This is a genomic window from Mesorhizobium sp. M1312 (genome assembly GCF_040318115.1).
GTDB lineage: Bacteria > Pseudomonadota > Alphaproteobacteria > Rhizobiales > Rhizobiaceae > Mesorhizobium.
The window spans coordinates 32915-47608 of sequence record NZ_JAMYLQ010000003.1 but is presented as its reverse complement, the minus strand read 5'-3'; the positions used below and the strand labels follow the sequence as shown (position 1 = coordinate 47608).

Below are 14694 nucleotides of genomic sequence, written 5' to 3'. Positions count from 1 at the left end.
GGATGCTCGAAGTTCCCCGGAATGTTCAAGTTCAAAGCGAACCAATTCTGCGGATAAGCCATGCTGACGGGCAACTGACTGCGGACCGCATTCAGCCATTACGAACAGAAGAACGAAGCTGCTTGGCGCTGATTCATCCGTAAGTGCCGATTAATTCCGCCTCACCCAACATGTTTTCACGGGCAGCCTGCCACACGACCAGGGCATCGGGTTCCGGGCCGATGGGAAGAGTGGCAATACCAAGGGCCGCGAGCCTGAAGCGGTAGGTGTGTGGCTTACCGCCGGGATGCTGGTCGGGTTCATCGTAGTGAAGATTGCCGAAATCATTGAAGCCGTGAGGTAGGTCCTCGGTTCGCGCTTTGGAACTCGGCCCTTCAGCCAAATGACGCCGGTCGCCGCCAATGTCGTAGACCACCCAATGCCGGGACGCCTGTGACGGTGCATCCGTATCTTCCATGACGAGCACGTAACTCTGAGTGCCCGGCGGCGGATCGCTCCATTCCAGAAACGGAGAGAGATTATCGCCGCGCCGGGCATGACGACCCGGAATCGGCTGGCCGTTCTGAAAGGCGGGACTCGTCAAAGTGAACGCCATCAATTTCTTCCTTGCTTGGCTAGACTCCTCGAAATAGAGGCGCTGGGCGCTCTCGTAGCGGCCTTCTTCCATCAGACGATCCCAACAACCACAACCGGCTATTGCTCCTCCGAGAGCGATGCACATGTGGTGGTATGGATCGTATGAGCGCGGGCCATGTTCACATCAAGTCGAGCTTCATCCTGGTCACCCTCTAGATGCGGTCCGCTCGAATTGGTGCTCGCCGACAATGAGACCCGACCGGGCGAGCATGAGGTCTTCACCCGGCCGCTCTGAAAGCACGGCATCGGCTCCACCAGCCATTGCGTTGCCGGCGATGCCATCAGCATTTGGCGGCCAGCCACTAACGAGAACGATCAAGACTTGTCGTCACCGTTCTGGGCTGGCCTCAATGCACAAACCTTGCCCTCAGCCAAGCCAGAAGTCTGTTCCCGGTAATTGTACGGCGGACCCTGGCGGCAGCCCATCGCGCTTGCATCGTAGCGCCAACGTGGCAGTGACAGACGATGTTGTGCAACTGCCAGTCGCTTAGCTCGAAGAAGCGCTTTGCCTCACCGTAGGTGTCATCTTTCAGACCCATGGCGCGCAGCACCGGATCCTCATAGGCAACGGTGATGGGCGACCCCGCGCCACGCGCTACGGCACGAGCTTCAGGACTGAGATATTCGGTGCCTGAAAGTGCTCCGAGGCAACGCCGTGGATTTTGTTCGAGAAGCTTTGCCCAACGCTCGATCCGCTGCGTCCGAGACATGGTCGGATATGTCGCCGAGGGCTCAACTTTTGCAATTGTCTGCAGTTGGTCGAGTGTTTGGTGTTTCATGGTCGGCTCCTTTCAATAGGTCGAAGCGCCCACGCCCTAACAGAAGATTATTGCGCTGCGGCGCGCCGACAAGGCCGGAATTGGCAATGTTAGGAGTTTGCTCCTCGCACGATTCCTATCAGGAACCTTCTCGGGGGCCTGCTTGTTTTGGCTAATGAAAGGAGACCGTCATGAGCACAAAACCACCACCCGTCCCGGCAGAGAACCAGAGCCCTAAGGGTCCCGGCGACAAGAAGTCGGTTCCCGTCGACCAAACGCAGCACAGCCATTCCGCCCCAAATCCCGACAAACAGGGCCAGCAGGGCAACACAAAGGTCAATACGACCCATCAAGGCTACCAGCAGGACCGTTAGGTGATTTCATGTCCACGTCGAAGAAGACCCGCGCCAGCATCCGCCATGGCGGTCCTGGCGCATCGCACGAAAATGCCAAGGAGCCGCCAGCCGATTCCGATCTGCGCAGCCGCAGCAACATCTCAGGCGGCGGAGGCGAACGCGACAGCCACCATACTCACGACTCGGAAAAGAAGGGCGGCGGCACCCGACCGGCACGCCAAGGAAGGTGAATTGTAATCACGTCGCGGCGAAGCCTGCGGCCTGGACCTCGCATTTCCGCTGAAAATTGCGAGGGTGCCAAACGTCATCGGCCGTCTGACTGTGAGCACTGCCTGTCGCGCATTTTTGCTGTGATCGCCCGTTCCTTCAGCCGGTCCGAGGCTGAAAGAACCTGTTGCCCGCTGGCTTCCCGCCGGCGGGCTTTCTCGTGAGCCTAGCGGCTTTTCCCGCTAAACGAGCTACACGATACTACTTCCGGTGGAACAGGAAGCCCCCTCTGGGAGTTCATACCGTCATCAACAGGCGCATGGACGTGCCCTTGCATGGCGCGGCAGCGCAAGAATGGGAGAACCTCCATGACCCTCGGAACGATACTCATCATCATTTTGATCCTTATCTTGCTTGGCGGGTTCAGCGGTTTAGGTGGTGGACCGTTCTACGGCACCGGCTATTATGGTGGCGGCGGCCTTGGTCTCGTGCTGCTCGTCGTCATTATCCTGGTCCTTCTCGGGCGCATTTAGTGCCCGCACGATCAGGCTGGCAACTTCAGCGGGATTCTGTGTCGCGTCCGGAATGTCGCTGCGGCTTCAAAGGGGCGCAGTGATTGTCCCAACGGAACCCAAATCGCGCAAGTGCATTGTAGCCGCTGCAGAATCCACGAGAATGGTGCCATACGTGAACTTCGTTGAACAAGCCGATGTCGGCCTCGGAGTTCCGGGCATTTCCTCTGCCGATCTAATGCAGGCACTGCCGGTCGCCGTCTACACCGTCGACGAGCAGGGACGCATCACCTTCTTCAATGAAGCCGCAGCTGATCTCTGGGGCCATCGTCCTGTTATCGGTCGGGACCTATGGTGCGGCTCGTGGAAGCTTCGTCATCTGGACGGTCGGGATATGGCGCATGGCGAGTGTCCAATGGCCGTGGCGCTGCGTGAAGGACGGGATGTATCATGGGACCAGGCGGTTGCGGAGCGGCCCGATGGCGAACTCGTCCCGTTCAGGGCTCACCCACGCCTGCTTCGCGACGAAGCGGGCAATGTTGTCGGTGCCATCAACACGCTGCTCGACCTGCGCACCCAGACGCTGGGCGATGAAGCCCGCATGCGTCTTGCCGCCATTGTCGAATCGTCAATGGACGCCATCGTCTCGAAGGACATAAACGGCATTATCACCAGCTGGAACGATGCGGCAGAACGCCTGTTCGGCTACACCCCTGCCGAGGCGATCGGTCGGCCAGTGACGATGCTCATCCCGCCCGATCGTCTCGACGAGGAGGTCTCGATCATCAGCCGCATCCGCGCCGGCGAACGCGTCCCCTCCTATGAGACGATGCGCCTGCGCAAGGACGGCACGCTCGTTTCGGTCTCGCTCACCATCTCGCCGATTCGCGACACCATCGGGAGGGTCGTCGGCGCCTCCAAGATCGCGCGCGACATAAGTTCCCACAAGGAGAGCGAACGGCGCATCCGTCTGCTCATGCGCGAGGTCAACCACAGGGTGAAGAACCAGTTCTCGGTCATCATCTCGATGATCCGCGAGACCAGCAAGCTGACGAGCACACCTGAGGCTTTCCTCGGGCAGGTCCGGGAACGCATCACGGCGCTTTCGGAATCCCACGATCTCCTGGTCAATGCCGAGTGGCGCGGCGCCACCGTCGGCGAGCTCATCCAGGCACAGCTCAAGGCCTTTGCAGCGCAGTCCCGCGTGTCGACGGCCGGGCCAATGCTGATGCTGCAGCCGAATGCCGTGCAGTATCTCGGTATCGCCTTCCACGAACTCGCCACCAATTCGGCAAAACATGGAGCGCTGTCCTGTAGCGGTGGACGCGTCGAAATCGATTGGAATGTGATCCCTGCCGGCGACGGCGCCGACACCTTTCGACTGGTCTGGCGTGAGTTGGACGGGCCGATCCTGGACGCTGTCAGGGGGCGCGGTTTCGGAGTGGTCGTCCTCGAACGAGTGGCACCCCAGGCTCTCAGCGGCAGCGGGCGGCTGGAGTTCCACGAGCAAGGCGTCACCTGGACGCTCGAGGCGCCGCTGCACTTCGTCCAGGCGTCAGTGGCGGATAACGCGGTCGATTGAAAGCGCCCGGGAAGCTGAACGCTTCCCCTCCGACCGACTGTGCTGACGCTCGGCCTAGTGCGTTCGGTCAGGCTGGCGAAGGTAGAGCGAAACTGCCCTTGCCCTCCAGAACATCGACGTTGCCTTTCCCAGGCAAAGCATCGCAATGAACTGGGAGCCGATAAACGTTGCCTAGTTCGAAGACGGTCAGGCTGTCGAATTCCATGGCCGCCCCGTAGAACTGGGCCGCTTGCAACACCAGGCATTCGAGGTCTTCAAGCGCAACGTTTTCGCCGAGGTTTCGCAGCCGCACGGTCTCAGCCACCGCAGTGACATTGACTATCCCTTTACACCGGGCGGCTGCCCACACTTGCCGGTCAACGTCGTGACACAAACGAAACGAATAACCGTCTCTCATGGAGAACTCTCTTGTCAGGAGCGGTTTGTCCCTCGGGATCAGCATGTGCCATATCGGCTTGAATAACAAGGTGAATCCATAAAATTACCAGCAAAACCAATTAGTTAGTATATCACGCAGGCTACGCAAAAGACGCCTCACATTAGCTCTGAGCCTTTCACGCTAACGGCTTCTTGACCGACCTTGACGCTCACTCAGCCTTTCCCTAACTCTTAGCTAAATACTAACTTTGAGCGGCAGGAGGCAAAAATGGCCGAACTGGAAAGACCCGAACGACTGCAGATCATGCTGACTGCTGATGAATTGGCTGCATTGGAAAACTGGCGCTTCGAAAGGCGCATGCCAAGCCGATCGGCGGCCGTGAGAGAGTTGCTGCGGCGCGGTCTCCATGCCGACGGATTTTTGACCGCGGCACAAGGTGCCAAGTCACAGGACTTTGGAATTCTGCCCAATTCCGGGATTGTTAATGGGCCGTCTCGCTAGCTGTCTCGCCAGATATGGTCGATCTCAAGCGGCTAAAGGCAGCCCGACGGAGGAGCCGGCAGCCGATATAATCGTCCTTGGCTCGCCGATGTGGCTGGGCCAGCATTCGAGCGTGGCCAAGAGTCCTGGAGTGGATGGACGCCTTGTACCGGAGCCTTGCCCCACTCTGGAACTTCAGCCAATCGGCGCGCGTTCGGTGACACGGGCTACCGCCACACGCAAAGGCCGGTTGCATCAATACACAGGCCAGCAAGGATCGAAGCAGTGAGCGTGCTTCACCGCGCGGCAAAAATCGCCGAACAGGCTCATGCCGGGCAGACGGACAAGACCGGACGGCCCTATATCGAACATTGCCGCCGGGTCGTCGACGCTGTCGAAACTCTCGACCAAAAGGCCGTTGCCTACCTTCACGACGTTCTTGAGAAAAGCGACGGTTGGGACCGCGATCGGCTCGAGGCGGCCGGTTTCGGAACATCCATCGTGTCGGCAGTCGATGCCATGACACGCAGGCCGGACGAGGACGACCTCGCCTTCGTGCGCAGAGCGGCAGCCAACCCATTGGCGCTACCGGTCAAGCGCGCAGATCTCGCTGACAATCTGTGGCAGGCACAGCAGATTGGCACCTCGACATCGAAATATGAAGACGGCCTGCGGATCATCGACCAAGAACTCTCCGAATGACGAAAAGATTGCCGCCTGCGGTGTTACCGGCCGATGTGGAAATTCAAGCGCCGCTCTATTCGGGGATGTGAGGCGTGTGTCGCTTGTCCTCGGCAGGATCGGCATCGATCCGCGCTTTGTCGGGATCGAAGGCGCCATGGCGGGCGATGGCCAATGCCGGGGTGTCTGGCGTCTCGTAGGCCCACATGAAGTCATCAGCCGCTCCGCCGACCGCATGAACCCGCCAGTAACTCGCCGTGCCCTTCAACGGGGAACGCTTTGTGGTGTTCGTCTTCTCCAGCAGGTCGAAATAGATATCCTCGAAAGGGATATAGAAAACGGGATCATCTCCTTCTTCGTGAAGCACTTTTGCCCGCTCGGTTGAGGCGACGATCGCGTCGGAGAACCTGACCGTCACGGTTCCATTGAACGGGGTGATTGTAAGCGCGCCGGGGTGGCGGGCGGAATTTGCGGCTAGGGGCTGCATTCGACTTCTCCGTTGGCTGGAGTTGTCTCCTGGAACGTCGTATCGCCCATCGGGGTTCCAGTTTGGCCGGTCATTGGCGTTTGTCGCTGCCGCGGCAGTTTTAGCGACGGGCGCGGTGGAGCGCGGCCGTAGGGTGGTTCGACTTCGCGTCAAAGACCTACCGCAAGCTTCCCGCAACGCAGGCTTTCCCAGCCTTCCGGCTGCAGGTGAACAACCTCCTGCGGGGCATTCAGATTCGAGGGAACGTTACCGCCGAAGAGTTCGTTTCCTAGGTCAACACCAAAACCGGCGGCGGGGCTTCGCAAGTTAAAGGGAGATTGCCATGAAAGTCGGCAACCGTATGACGAGGAATGTCCAGATTGCGAACCCCGAACAGTCCATCCGCGAAGTAGCAGAGATCATGGGCAAGCTCAGGCCGGAGTGATGCCCGTGGGCAACCACGACCGGCTGGTCGGGATGATCACCGATCGTGATATCGCGATCCGCGGCGTAGCATTGGGTAAGGGACCTGACACGAAGGTGCGTGATGTCATGAGCGCGGAGGTCAAATATTGCTTCGATGACGAAGACGTCGAGCATGTGCTTGAGAACATGGGCGACCTGCAGGTACGTCGGCTTCCGGTTCTGAACCGCGACAAGAGGCTCGTCGGCATCATCTCTCTTGGCGATCTCGCGACGAATGGCGAAGCGGCAGAAGCGGGCGAGGCCTTAAGCGACATCTCGAAGCCGGGCGGCGAGCATTCGCAGTCTGCTCACTGAGTCGAGGCGGCGACACGTCAGCGCCAGGTCAACATATCTTGCTTCGCGGTGCGTCGGCCAATGTCGACGCGCCGCTTGGCGCCTTCTGCATTGCGATGTTCTTCGGCACAGGTTCAGGAACAATCCATGGATGACTATCCGAATCCGAAGCACCGTGTCCGCCAGCGCCGAAAAAGCGCGACAGGGCGACATGACCGTGCAGCCGCGGATGCATCGGATCACGGCGGCCAAGACGTTCACCGGGATGTCATGTCGTGATAAACTCTTTTGCGACGGGACCGCGCGGCACCTAGGCAGGGTATCTCGCAGCCGGGTGGCCCTCGTCGCAGCCGATGAGCTTGAGCGCCTGATGTTCTCGATTTGCAAGCGTCCTGCCAAAGCCTGCGGTGAAGGTAGGGCCTCTCGGAGTGGACAGATTTGGGTTGGTCGCTGAACCTCGGGACGATCGCCGGCACCACCGTGCGCGTTCACTTTACCTTCCTGCTTCTGCTCGTCTGGATTTGGCTGACGCACTACCAAATCGGCGGCACGCCAGCGGCCTGGGAAGGCGTTGCCTTCATCATTGCCGTCTTTGCCTGCGTGGTCCTGCATGAGTTCGGCCACATCGCTGCCGCACGGTATTTCGACATCAGCACGCCGGATATTACGCTTTTCCCGATCGGCGGCGTCGCCAGGCTGGAGCGCATGCCCGAAGAGCCGGGGCAGGAGTTCGTGATCGCGGTCGCGGGGCCGCTGGTCAATGTCGCGATCGCCGCGCTGATCTTCGTCTTGCTCGGCGGGTCGGCGGGTGTCGAACAGATGGCCGGGATCGAGGACCCGCGTACGAATTTTCTCGCCAGGCTTGCCGGGGTCAATGTCTTCCTGGTCCTTTTCAACATGATCCCGGCCTTCCCGATGGATGGCGGCCGTATCCTGCGCGCCGCCCTCGCCGCCCGCCTTTCCTGGTCGCGCGCGACCCAGATCGCCGCCACGATCGGGCAAGGGTTGGCCTTCGTCTTCGGTTTCCTTGGCCTGTTCTACAACCCGCTGCTGATCTTCATCGGCATCTTCGTCTATCTCGCCGCGGCAGCGGAAGCGCAGAACGCACAGATCCGGGAGGTAGCCACAAGCGTCCTTGTCGGAGACGTGATGATCACCGAGTTCGCACGGCTGGAACGGTCGGCGACGCTCGACGAGGCAATCGAGATGCTGCTCGCGACCACGCAGCACGACTTCCCTGTCATCGACTCCGCCGGCCATCTTGAAGGATTAGTGACACGCAACGACATGATCCGGACATTGAAGGAAAAGGGGCCCGCTGAACCGGTCGCGAGTGCAATGCGGAGCGATATTCCGAAAATACATTACCGCAAAAGTCTCGAGGAAAGCCTGCGGCTCATGCAGCAGGCAGATGTGCCTGCTATCGCCGTCGTGGACAATTCCGACCGGCTGGTCGGGCTCATGACACACGAAACCATAGGCGAGATGCTTATGGTCCGCTCGGCGGTTTCAGATGCGTTCCGATTTGGTCGTTTGCGTCGGGGCAAACCGCGACTCACACGGATCTGAGCACGAGGATGTTCTTTCTACCGCCGGATCGGGTGAGTGCGCTCAAAATCGTAAGGGAACGAGGAGCAGAAATCGGCCGGAACGAGGTCGTTCCGGCCGGCCTGCCTTCTGTGTCTCAAGCGCCTGCGACGTGAGGCAGAAGTTCAAGCGCACCGCGATAGATCATGTCGCCAGCTACGTAGAGGATCACCACCAGGCCGACATAGGCAATCCAACGGTGCTTCTGAAGCAGATTGGCGATGAGGTTTGCAGCAATGCCCATCAGCGCGACGGAGAGGACAAGGCCGAAGATCAATACGTTCGGATGTTCGCGCGCAGCACCCGCTACCGCCAGAACATTGTCGAGCGACATCGAGACGTCGGCGATGATGATCTGCCAGGTTGCCTGCGCCAGGGTCTTGCGTGGAGCTTTGCCAGCTACGATGCCATCGTAGTCGACGTCACTTCCCGAAAGCGCTTCGATCGCCTGTGTCTCCTGCGCATGGTTTTGCCGGAGTTCGCGCCACATCTTCCAGCATACCCACAACAGCAATATACCGCCGGCGAACAGCAATCCGACGATCTGCAGCAGCTGGGTTGTCGCGGCCGCAAAGCCGATGCGCAGAACGGCCGCTGCGATTATACCAACGACGATTGCATTTCTGCGCTGCTCTTTGGGTAGTCCGGCCGCGGCAAGGCCGATAACGATGGCGTTGTCACCGGCCAGCACCAGGTCGATCATGATGACCTGCAACAGAGCGGTCATTGCTTCAGGACTAAAAAATTCTGTCATACGGCACCCTTACGTTCAGCTAGGGGTGACGCGGCTTGCGAGCATAACCGTAGAGCAACGCGGACACCGCGTATGACAAGAGAAATGCCGCTACAGCTGAAGAAATCTCAAAGCCAGGCCACCCGGATTGAATTCCAGTCCGACATCACAGTCCTGATGGACTGCCAGAGGGGCCCGGCCTGGTAGCACCTAGCTATTGCGGTAAGCGCAAAAACTCAAGGCTTAATTGGGATTCGGCACATGCGGCATCGAGCTCGGCAGTTTCGTTACGCCAAGTCGATTGAGCACGCGGCCATTGAACGGACAGGCAGCCGCAAGTACACTGATACCGTGGGCCTCGTTCCGTTTCTGTAACACCGATCTGCGGCCGTCGATGGCGATGGGGGAAATCCGTCTTGGCTGTTCATCGACGACCGATCGGCCAATATCTGTTCCCAATCGGCTCCTTGGGCCTGGCCGCGCTAATTAATTTCGGCGGCGCGTCGATGGAGCCTTCGCTGCTTTCGATCAAGATTCTTGCGTTGATCGTGGTCGCTATCTTCATCTTCGCGACCGTGTTTGTGGTTTTGCATCATGCCGAAGCCGTCGCACGGCGGCTCGGTGAACCTTATGGCACGCTGCTGTTGACATTTTCGGTGACGGCCATCGAAGCATCGGTCATCGTTTCGATGATGCTGCATGGCGAGAACAACCCGACGCTGGCACGCGAGTCCGTGTTTTCGACGGTCATGATCGTGTGCACTGGTGTGGTCGGGGTCTGCCTCACCCTGGGTGGGCTGAAGCATCGATATCAGGACATCAAACGACAGGGCACTAGCGCCTCGCTTGCCGTCATTATGGCGCTGACGGTTCTTACGCTGATCCTTCCAAACTACACTCTTGCAACAAGCCCCGGTGCGTTCTCCGCATCGCAACTCGCATTCGTGAGCGTCCTTTCAGTTCTCCTCTATGGCGCGTTCGTCTTTGCCCAGATGGTGCGCCAACGGGGCGATTTTATCGAGGATCTGACGTCCAGCGCGGAACATGAGGCGCATGTATCTGAGCGTGGGAGCGTGACCACCAGCGTGCTTCTTTTATTTGTCGGACTGGCAGGGATCGTTCTTCTGACCGAGCAGGTAGCCGGCAGCATCGAGAATGGGCTCGAGTTTCTTCAAGTGACCCAGGCGGACGCAATCGTGGGCTTCTTCGTCGCTGCGCTTGTGCTTATGCCGGAGGCGGTATCGGCAGTTCGGGCAGCGCTCAATAACGAACTTCAGCGGGGACTGAATGTCGCCCTCGGCTCGGTCTGCGCCACAATCGGCCTGACGATCCCGGCAATCGGTGCGGCGAGCCTGCTCACCGGACGAAGCCTGACTCTTGGTCTGGGCCCGGGGGATACCGTGCTACTCATCCTCGCGCTTGCCATCAGCATCGTGAGCTTTGGGACGGGCCGAACAACGATGCTGACGGGGCTCGTTCATCTCATCGTGTTTGTCGCCTATCTGTTCCTTATCTTCGTGCCCTAAGATAGCGATCACCAGCGTCTATCGATAAACACGACGAAGATGTCGGTCGGCCATTGGGTCGACCCTTAGACAGATGCCACAAGCCGGTCGAGAAAAGGCCGCTGGCCGACAAGTAGCTTTTCCCGGGCCATATCGAGGCCGAACCACCCTGCGCGATCGATCTCTGGAAAGAATTGCATGCGGCCGCTGCGCGGCGGCCATTCCATCTCGAACATGTTGCTGCTCAGGCTGCCGGCGTCGAAATCGCCTTCGGCGCCGAAGGCCGTAATGAGCTTGCCGCCGCGCTGGCGCAGTTCTCCCAGCGGAAGCAGTGCTCCCTTGAGCTCCCAGCCGGTTTCTTCCACGAATTCGCGACGCGCCGCAGCTTCCGGCTGTTCGTCATCACCATACTCGCCCTTTGCAATCGACCATGCGCCAAGATCGCGGCTTTGCCAGAACGGCCCGCCCGGATGAACAAGCAACACCTGCAGTTCGTTGCTCGATCTGCGGTAAGGCAGGATGCCCGCACTTCTTTTCGCCATCGCCTCAAGCCTCCTGAATCCAGCCTACCATCGCAGGTAGGCTGAACGGGATGTTCGGCTTGTCGATAGACTGCCCTGCCCTGTGTCGATGCGACTGGCTACACCCCATCAACACGACACGAAACGATCCAGCTCCCCGCTTTTCAACGACGACCTCATATCGCCCTCTGGGCGGCGGCCCCGTCCCGTCTCATCGGGCCGATTGGGCCAAAAGGCATCGGGGCGCCACAGTAGCGAGTGCAAACTCATTCGATCTGCAGTGGTCAGCAATCCGCGAACAAATGCCGCAATGCCCTGCGGAATTGAACCGGGGTGCGATTGGCCCAAGGCGATTCATTGGCGCGCTGGAAACCACGCCGCCACCGATCTGCACGAACCGCGCGTTGCCGTCGACCTCGACGAAACGTTTGATATAGTCGAGCCGATCGGTTGGCTTAGCTACCGGCTCGCCGAGCGCGATGAGACGCTTCTGTCTGGTCGGCATTGCTCAAGAATTCGTCGCGTTCGGCTATCCACAGATCCGCATAGTCGACATTCTGCCACTCGGCAAACCACGGACCACCACTTGTATAGTGGACCGCCTTGGGTGTGCCATGCGCCGGCTTTTCGTTCCAACCTTCAAGCCAGTTCCACTCTACTGGCAACGAGCCCAGGTCCTCATCGGCGATCCACTGCATTCGATGGAGGTAGGCGCCACTTTCGCGGTTCACGACCTCTGGCGTAAGCGATTTAACCGAAGGATGCGCGCAATTGAACAGCATCAGCGAGGACCAGTTCTTTCGAGGGTAGGATGTCTGAACCACGCCATCCATCTTGGTGGTGGCCTTCGGCGTATATTCATGCTGGACGCAATAGACCGCCTTATTCGACTTCGTGTATTCCAGCAAACCTGCAACGTCACCGAGCCACAGGAAGTCGCAATCGCAGAACAAAGCCCAACCCGTGTAGTCGGCGAGAAAAGGCGTGAGAAACCGCGTATAGGTGAACTCTGTTGACGCGAGCGGATCTTTTTCCCTCCAATACAGTTCACGGGCACGCAGTTCGTCCTGTTTGATTGGAATGACCGAGACAGGCACCGAAGCGTTTTTAAGCAAGGAGTGCCGCGCTACGTCGTAGGCGATCGGCTCACGGCTGTCCCATCCAACGAATACCCTAAACGCATCAGTCATATTCAGTACCTTGGCTCCCGATTTCAAAACGGTCATACACTAACTGTCTGGCAACAGCTCGGCAACAATGGTGCAGAAATTAGCCAGGACGATTTCTGAATCGCACGGATTTGCCTTTCACCTCGGTCAGGCTTTTTTCGGCGGATTTCGTCTCGCTGCCCAATGCGACAAGCGCCCATTTCTGATAGGTGTAGCTGGCCGAATAAGCGGCGATCATCGCACCGGTCGAACCATCCAGAAATCCCAGCTTGAAAACATAGCTGTTCATGTAGGCCCAGACCGAGCGGAAGACCGCCTTGCTTATCGAGCTTTTCCTGCCCTCGGCAAGCAGCCGCGCCGCGGACGCTTCTGCGTATCGGCCGATCTTGTCATGCGCGTCTGCCAGGTCGGCGATGGAGTCATGCTCCATAGGGTGGGACAATCGCGTGACCATCCCATTCACCACCACTTTCTCATGCACCGTGTCGTTGCTGAAGCGCCCGGACTGTCGACGGAAAAGCCTGAGCACCAGATCGGGCGACCAGCCGCCATGGCGGACGATGTTCCCACAAAAGCGGGATCTTCTTGGTATTTCGAAGCCGTCATAGCCTTTTGGGTTGGCGACAGCGGCTCTGATTTCTGCGGCCAGCGGTGGCTCGACCCATTCGTCGGCATCAAGCGAAAGGACCCAATCGCCTGTCGCCGCGGCGAGGGCACGGTTTTTTTGCGCGCCGAAACCGGGCCAATCGAGGGTGATCAGGACCTTGGCCCCGAGCCCACTGGCGATGTCCCTGGTTTGGTCGGTGCTGTTATTGTCGAGGACGACGATTTCGTCGGCAAAATGTACCGAGCGGAGGCAACGTGCAATGCAGGCTTCCTCGTTGCGGCTGATTATGATCACTGAGAGCGCCGGCACGATCAGACGGTTCCGGCATCAAAATTGCTAATGTTGTTCAAATGAAACTGCCCCCGGCCTGTTGGCACTTCGAGTGATACTAACGGATTCAAAAAAAATGTCGAAAATTAATTCAGGTCGAGACTTTCGTAGAGCGCTATCATTCTCCTGATCATGACGTTGAAATCGTAGTGTTCGGCCGCCGCTCTGACCTTAGCCGCAGTCTCAGGCCGTGACGACAGCTGCAACGCGCGGGCAAGCCCGGCGGCGAGGTCGTGTACGCTGGCTGCGTCGCAAACAAGCGCCGGGTCGAACCGATCGACAAGCTCGCGCCCCCCACACCCGGTGCTTACCACGGCGGGCAAGCCGCTGGCCATGGCTTCGATCACCACTGTGCCGAATGGATCATAGATGGAAGGCAGCACGGCAATGTCGGCAGCGCCGTACCATGGCAACGTGTCTTTCTGCGGCCCCAGCATCCTGAGCCTTGCGCCAAGACCAAGTCTGTCGCCGGCCTGCTTGAAGGCATTGGCGCGCGAATCGTGGCCAATGACCCATACCTCCGGCTCACCATCCAACGTGGCAACAGCCTTCAGCAATGGAAGAAGCCCTTTTCGCGCAAAACCCGAGCCTACGAAGAGGACGACCGACCTGTTATCGTTGATGTTGAGCCGTGAGCGGACCGCGGTTCGATGCTGTTGGCGCAGTTCCAGGTTGAAGCGCTCCAGGTCAACCCCGTTGGGAATGTGGTGCACACGCTCGGCTGGATAGTCGTAGTGACGGATAATATCGTCAGCCACCATTTTCGAAATGGCAATCACAGCTTTAAGCCGTGGGCTGGCGTAGGTTGTGCGTTCAAGACGCAGCGTCTGGCGATGAAAGGGGCTCAGCGCCATCGCTGCCCTGCCAAGCCGCGTCTCGAAACGCCGCCGCTCGGCAAGATATGCGGCATGAACGCCTTCCCCGGCCCGGAAGACGTCGCAACACGGGAGGCGATCGTTGCTCTGCACCAGGGCCGGTGGCATTTCGGCGATCTTACGGCATGCGGCTCGAGCAAAGGACGTCGCCCGCTGGGAGCGGGGAAACCGGCGGCCGGCACAATGGATGAATTCTACGCCTTCATATCGCGGCCAGTCGCCGGACAGCACGGCCACCGGCCGTTGACGCGCGGCAAACGCGGCCATGATGTTTTCCAGCATGATCTCGCCTCCGCCAAAAGGCGCATAGCGCTGGCGTACGAACACAATAGGCGTCCTCGGTTCAGCTTGAACCCGTTGATCATGCTGTGAGAAATCCATGCGATCTCGCTACGCCCCTTTTGCACCACGATTAAGCTTTCGAACTTGGCGGGACTTTCTTCGCAGTCTATTAAGCGTAGCAAGACGGTCATGGATAGGGGCATTGCGGTATAGTTCTGCGTGGCTGCGCCTATGCCACGACTGGCAGACTGCTTTCAAGGCGAGGATTT

Annotated in this window: 17 protein-coding genes and 1 pseudogene; 9 read left to right on the top strand and 9 right to left on the bottom strand. The window is 59.1% G+C overall.

From position 1 onward, the window contains the following. Positions 1-133: 133 nt before the first annotated feature. Positions 134-667 (bottom strand): YbhB/YbcL family Raf kinase inhibitor-like protein, encoded by a 534-nt coding sequence (locus NKH36_RS05410; protein WP_352957938.1) that lies wholly within the window; start codon positions 665-667, stop codon positions 134-136. 316 nt (positions 668-983) lie between these two features. Continuing rightward, a complete protein-coding gene (locus NKH36_RS05405; RefSeq protein WP_095491718.1) occupies positions 984-1415 on the bottom strand; it encodes a hypothetical protein in 432 nt (143 codons plus the stop codon). Between the two features lie 170 nt (positions 1416-1585). Here NKH36_RS05405 and NKH36_RS05400 point away from each other — a divergent pair, with 170 nt between their 5' ends. The 4 genes from NKH36_RS05400 (at position 1586) to NKH36_RS05385 (ending at position 4051) form a co-directional block, all read left to right on the top strand. Further along, on the top strand, positions 1586-1768 hold the full coding sequence (locus NKH36_RS05400; RefSeq protein ID WP_192356181.1) for a hypothetical protein: 183 nt from the start codon (positions 1586-1588) through the stop codon (positions 1766-1768). 8 nt (positions 1769-1776) lie between these two features. Then, the gene (locus NKH36_RS05395) at positions 1777-1980 is read left to right on the top strand and encodes a hypothetical protein (RefSeq protein ID WP_352957937.1); all 204 of its coding nucleotides are present in this window, start codon (positions 1777-1779) and stop codon (positions 1978-1980) included. Between the two features lie 345 nt (positions 1981-2325). Then, entirely contained in the window at positions 2326-2490 is a 165-nt protein-coding gene (locus tag NKH36_RS05390; RefSeq protein WP_352957936.1) for a DUF3309 family protein, read from the top strand. A gap of 154 nt (positions 2491-2644) precedes the next feature. Continuing rightward, a complete protein-coding gene (locus NKH36_RS05385) occupies positions 2645-4051 on the top strand; it encodes a PAS domain-containing HWE histidine kinase family protein (protein WP_352957934.1) in 1407 nt (468 codons plus the stop codon). 67 nt (positions 4052-4118) lie between these two features. Here the strand turns inward: NKH36_RS05385 and NKH36_RS05380 are convergent, their stop codons facing one another. Next, on the bottom strand, positions 4119-4448 hold the full coding sequence (locus NKH36_RS05380; RefSeq protein ID WP_352957932.1) for a hypothetical protein: 330 nt from the start codon (positions 4446-4448) through the stop codon (positions 4119-4121). A 249-nt stretch (positions 4449-4697) separates the two neighbouring features. Between NKH36_RS05380 and NKH36_RS05375 the strand changes: the two genes are divergently transcribed. Both NKH36_RS05375 and NKH36_RS05370 read left to right on the top strand, forming a co-directional pair. Next, positions 4698-4931: a hypothetical protein gene (locus tag NKH36_RS05375; RefSeq protein WP_352957930.1), complete on the top strand. Its 234-nt coding sequence runs from the start codon at positions 4698-4700 to the stop codon at positions 4929-4931. Between the two features lie 264 nt (positions 4932-5195). Further along, positions 5196-5612, top strand: coding sequence for an HD domain-containing protein (locus NKH36_RS05370; protein ID WP_352957928.1), 417 nt, complete (start codon positions 5196-5198; stop codon positions 5610-5612). Between the two features lie 55 nt (positions 5613-5667). Here the strand turns inward: NKH36_RS05370 and NKH36_RS05365 are convergent, their stop codons facing one another. Further along, positions 5668-6078 carry a DUF427 domain-containing protein gene (locus NKH36_RS05365; protein ID WP_352957926.1) on the bottom strand — a complete coding sequence of 137 codons (411 nt, stop codon included), beginning with the start codon at positions 6076-6078 and terminating at the stop codon, positions 5668-5670. Between the two features lie 322 nt (positions 6079-6400). Between NKH36_RS05365 and NKH36_RS05360 the strand changes: the two are divergent. Further along, positions 6401-6837, top strand: a pseudogene (locus tag NKH36_RS05360) (CBS domain-containing protein). 417 nt (positions 6838-7254) lie between these two features. Continuing rightward, a complete protein-coding gene (locus tag NKH36_RS05355) occupies positions 7255-8385 on the top strand; it encodes a site-2 protease family protein (protein ID WP_352957924.1) in 1131 nt (376 codons plus the stop codon). 115 nt (positions 8386-8500) lie between these two features. Here the strand turns inward: NKH36_RS05355 and NKH36_RS05350 are convergent, their stop codons facing one another. Next, positions 8501-9157, bottom strand: a complete 657-nt coding sequence (locus tag NKH36_RS05350) for a TerC family protein (RefSeq protein WP_352957922.1) — start codon at positions 9155-9157, stop codon at positions 8501-8503. Between the two features lie 395 nt (positions 9158-9552). Here NKH36_RS05350 and NKH36_RS05345 point away from each other — a divergent pair, with 395 nt between their 5' ends. Further along, complete coding sequence (locus NKH36_RS05345) at positions 9553-10662, top strand: calcium:cation antiporter (RefSeq protein ID WP_352957920.1); 1110 nt, start codon at positions 9553-9555, stop codon at positions 10660-10662. A gap of 65 nt (positions 10663-10727) precedes the next feature. On the opposite strand, the gene NKH36_RS05340 is transcribed toward NKH36_RS05345, so the two are convergent. The 4 genes from NKH36_RS05340 to NKH36_RS05325 form a co-directional block, all read right to left on the bottom strand. Continuing rightward, entirely contained in the window at positions 10728-11183 is a 456-nt protein-coding gene (locus NKH36_RS05340) for an NUDIX hydrolase (protein WP_352957918.1), read from the bottom strand. Between the two features lie 434 nt (positions 11184-11617). Continuing rightward, positions 11618-12388 (bottom strand): glycosyltransferase, encoded by a 771-nt coding sequence (locus NKH36_RS05335; protein WP_502911970.1) that lies wholly within the window; start codon positions 12386-12388, stop codon positions 11618-11620. 43 nt (positions 12389-12431) lie between these two features. Further along, the gene (locus NKH36_RS05330; protein ID WP_352957916.1) at positions 12432-13232 is read right to left on the bottom strand and encodes a glycosyltransferase family 2 protein; all 801 of its coding nucleotides are present in this window, start codon (positions 13230-13232) and stop codon (positions 12432-12434) included. Positions 13233-13354: 122 nt separating this feature from the next. Next, positions 13355-14524: a glycosyltransferase family 4 protein gene (locus tag NKH36_RS05325; protein WP_352957914.1), complete on the bottom strand. Its 1170-nt coding sequence runs from the start codon at positions 14522-14524 to the stop codon at positions 13355-13357. Positions 14525-14694 lie beyond the last annotated feature (170 nt).

Bases quoted from the DNA above. Each gene is read 5' to 3' on its own strand.
- NKH36_RS05375 (WP_352957930.1), top strand. From the start codon at position 4,698: ATGGCCGAACTGGAAAGACCCGAACGACTGCAGATCATGCTGACTGCT.
- NKH36_RS05395 (WP_352957937.1), top strand. From the start codon at position 1,777: ATGTCCACGTCGAAGAAGACCCGCGCCAGCATCCGCCATGGCGGTCCT.
- NKH36_RS05335 (WP_502911970.1), bottom strand. From the start codon at position 12,388: ATGACCGTTTTGAAATCGGGAGCCAAGGTACTGAATATGACTGATGCG.
- NKH36_RS05405 (WP_095491718.1), bottom strand. From the start codon at position 1,415: ATGAAACACCAAACACTCGACCAACTGCAGACAATTGCAAAAGTTGAG.
- NKH36_RS05365 (WP_352957926.1), bottom strand. From the start codon at position 6,078: ATGCAGCCCCTAGCCGCAAATTCCGCCCGCCACCCCGGCGCGCTTACA.
- NKH36_RS05325 (WP_352957914.1), bottom strand. From the start codon at position 14,524: ATGGATTTCTCACAGCATGATCAACGGGTTCAAGCTGAACCGAGGACG.
- NKH36_RS05340 (WP_352957918.1), bottom strand. From the start codon at position 11,183: ATGGCGAAAAGAAGTGCGGGCATCCTGCCTTACCGCAGATCGAGCAAC.
- NKH36_RS05400 (WP_192356181.1), top strand. From the start codon at position 1,586: ATGAGCACAAAACCACCACCCGTCCCGGCAGAGAACCAGAGCCCTAAG.
- NKH36_RS05410 (WP_352957938.1), bottom strand. From the start codon at position 667: ATGGAAGAAGGCCGCTACGAGAGCGCCCAGCGCCTCTATTTCGAGGAG.
- NKH36_RS05380 (WP_352957932.1), bottom strand. From the start codon at position 4,448: ATGAGAGACGGTTATTCGTTTCGTTTGTGTCACGACGTTGACCGGCAA.
- NKH36_RS05390 (WP_352957936.1), top strand. From the start codon at position 2,326: ATGACCCTCGGAACGATACTCATCATCATTTTGATCCTTATCTTGCTT.
- NKH36_RS05350 (WP_352957922.1), bottom strand. From the start codon at position 9,157: ATGACAGAATTTTTTAGTCCTGAAGCAATGACCGCTCTGTTGCAGGTC.